The following is a 3390-nucleotide window of genomic DNA, read 5'->3' on the forward strand; positions in this document are numbered from 1 at the left end:
GAAACCGCTCGCACGTGGAGGCGTCGGGGGTGACTCTCCGCGGCAGTCCGGAACCTGGACCACCAACCTGCGGGGCTTCCATACGCCTTGCACGTGGAGGCGTCGGGGGTGACTCTCCGCGGCAGTCCGGAACCTGGACCACCAACCTGCGGGGCTTCCATACGCCTTGAACTCTAGGACCGCCCCGGAACCCCGGCCACAGCATCGKAGTCAACTTTGTGGGTATCCACAGGATCCATGTGGGTCCGCCGTTTGCCGCCCAACCCCCTGCTGACCTGCTGTAATACCGCAGCGCGGAACCATGGGAGCCCGGCGCCCCACGAGGGTAGCTRCCAGCGGAGGCGGGACATCGGGAACTACGGTCCTGAGGKGACTCGGAGCTGTTMTMATCTGGACCCGTCCACGTCCTATGCGTCCGGCTATTGTTGGCTAAAGATGACGTCGACCCAGTAGTTGGTGTTGTTGTAGCTGCTGGTGGGGAAGGCAGTGGCACCGTACCGGTAGACGCCGTTGGCTCCGTCGGTGCCGCTGGCCAGGCCATGCAGCGGAACGTTGTCGGCGGCACTGCTGAAGTAGCCGCTGTTGGCGGAATAGAACCCGTTCGGCGCCTGGTACGAAACCACGTACGTCGTGTTGGCTGTGATGGAAACCGGGCTGGAGAAGGAGGCCTGCTGCCAGCCGGAGGCGGTTTCAGCCGAGAACGTCACCGAGGCCAGCAGCGTCCCGGAAGCGGACCACAAATGGCCTGTATGGGTGCCGGTATTGCTGCTTCCCTTATAGAACCTGACTCCGGTGACGGTCCCGGCCACGTCGGAACGGAACTTCATCCCCAGCTCGACGGCATTGGGGTCGTTCACCGTCACGGTGGCAGGTGCAGACGTGACGCTGAACACGCTGCAGGGACACCCCGCCGGAGCCGCGGCCGTGGTGAACAGCCACGAATACGGTGCCGCCATCGTCTGGCCCGTGCTGTTCGTGGCCCCGCTGACCGTCGCCGTGTACGTGATGCCGTACGCCAGGGCACTGCCCGGAGYAAACGTCGCCGTGTTGCTCGCCGAATCATACGAAACCGCACCGGCCACCGCCGTCCCGCCGCTGTCCTTCAACGTGAACACCACCGACGACCCCGTCACCGACTGATTGAACGTCGCCGCAGGCTTCGCCGACACCSCCACACCCGTCGCCGCATTCACCGGAGACACCGACGACACCACCGGCGCCGCCGGAGCCGACGGGCTAAAGACGGCGTCCACCCAGTAGTATTCCGCGTCGTAGATCTGGTTGGGGAAGGCGGACGAAGTTCCGTAACGGTAGAAACCGTTAGGGGTGTCCGGCAGACTGCGAGTGAAATGCAGAGGCGCGCTGTCGGTGCTGTTATTTCCGGCAGGAGGTCCGGAGGGGTGATTAAAGAAGAATCMCGGATCTTGGGAATAGTGGCCGGCAGGCGCATAGTAGGAAACCACGTACATGGTGTTGGCGGTTACCGCCAGAGCCGGAGAAAGGGAGACGGTTTGCCAGCCGCTGGCGGATTCCGCACTGAACGTGGCGGTGGCCAGGCGTTGCCCGGACATGCTCCAGACGTTTCCGATGTGCGTGCCGGTGTTCTTGGCGGCCTTGTAGAACCGTACGGCGCTGATCGTTCCGGCCACGTCCGTGTAGAACTTCGCACCGACCTCAACGCCATTGGCATCGCCGGAGTCGGGGGCCGCCGGTGCGAAATGCACGCCCACCAATGAGCATGGGCAGGGAATGTTCGTGACGGCACCGGGGGCCGGTGATTCAATGTTCCCGCTGTCGTCGACGGCGCGGGACCGCAACGTGGATGTTGGGCTGCCGTGGGCATTCCAGCTGAAGGTCCAGTTTGTTGTTCCGGTGGCAGGACGCCACGTCTTACCGCCATCGGTCGAAATCTCGACGCCGGCAACGACTCCGCCGGTGTCGGCAGCGGTGCCGCTGATTGTCACCACTGTGCCATCRGCTATGGTGGCACCTCCCGCCGGTGAGGTGATGACCGACGTCGGCGGGGTGGTATCCGTTGACGCTTGGGCAGCAGTCAGGCCGGAAATGATGGTCACCGGCTGTGACCCCATGTCTGCGAAGAGATTGACCGTGGCCTGTTGCATGTTCTTGTCCGCGGCTTTCCCGGTCGTGAACCCGTCCAGCCCCCAGGACCATTGCACTGTACCGGCCCCGAAAACCAACGCGCCGCTTGCGGCCTTGTAGGTCGTGAGGTTGTGGGTTGCGGCCTGACCGCTGGCGGTGCTGGAGCCATAGTCGGTAAAGACCTCCGCCGATGTGCTGTTCGTTTGCGACAACTTAAAGGACCCTGCAGGCCTGAAACCATTGTCCGAATCGCTGTCCCATTCGTAGCCGAGGGTTCCTATTCCGGCGCCCAGCGTGGCCGTGGCTCCAGGGGACAGCCCGGCAATCGTGGTGTTTCTCCACAACCGAAGCTTGCCGAAGCTGGCGGGAACGGTGATGTCCGTGGTGCCCGAATTGACCAGGAAGAACTGTCCCGTCAGGGCGTTCTCCGGGTTGCCTCCTCCCGTGGCGGTCCCGTAACGCGGATCCCGCCACGTACCGGTCCACGCCACGGGATCCGTGGGTGCGTTGAAGTGGGTGTCCTTATAAGACACCAAGGTCCGTCCTGGCGTGTTCGATCCGTCCGAACTGGGTTCCCAGCGGGTCTTCCAGAAGGCCTCGTTGCCGCTAAAGAAGGCCAGATGAACCCCGGCGTCCCGCGCGGCTTCCACATTGGTTCGTTGGTCCGCAGACCAGTATTCGTCGTGGCCCACGGACATGTATGACTTATGGTTCAGGAGCAAGGCTCCCTTGGTGGCGACGTCCAGGCCGCTCATGTAGCTCACGTCGTAGCCGTTGGCCTCCATGAACCGGATCATCGGATATTCGGCATACATCAGCCAGCTTCTGCCCTGGTCATCCGCAGCTGAGTTAAACGGTCTGTTGTACGAGACTTTGAACGCCGCCTTGTACGCCAGCGGGCTGCCGGGTGGGCATGACACCGTGCAGGCGTAGAGGCTGTTCCCCCCGTAGCTGTTGTAGGCCTGCCACGTCGTATCCGAGGTCTGGAACATGACGTCTGAGTGAGCGGCGTCGTCGCGGACCACAAAGGGAACGACGCTGACGCCGGTGGCATCATTGCGCACGAGCCGTGCGATATACACGCCGGACACGGCCGAGGCCGGGACCTGCCAACTGGCCGAAACGCCCCAGTTGCCGCAATCGATCAGGCCGGTGGCGGAGAACGTCGCGCACGCCGGCTGGGTCTGCGGGAGCGCGGCGCTCGGGAGCACGTTGGACGCGATCTTCCGGGCGCCCAGCCCCTGGTAGTACCCAAGGCGGTACACATCGATGTGATACGACGTGGAC

At 63.6% G+C, this 3390-nt stretch carries 1 protein-coding gene; it reads right to left on the bottom strand.

Annotated features, from left to right (window positions below):
* Positions 1–419 precede the first annotated feature (419 nt).
* A partial coding sequence (locus AC1DBQ_RS22500) for a N,N-dimethylformamidase beta subunit family domain-containing protein (RefSeq protein ID WP_476930626.1) occupies positions 420–3390 on the bottom strand: 2971 nt, incomplete at its 5' end.

It is taken from the genome of Arthrobacter sp. 10T413_2, assembly GCF_056394205.1.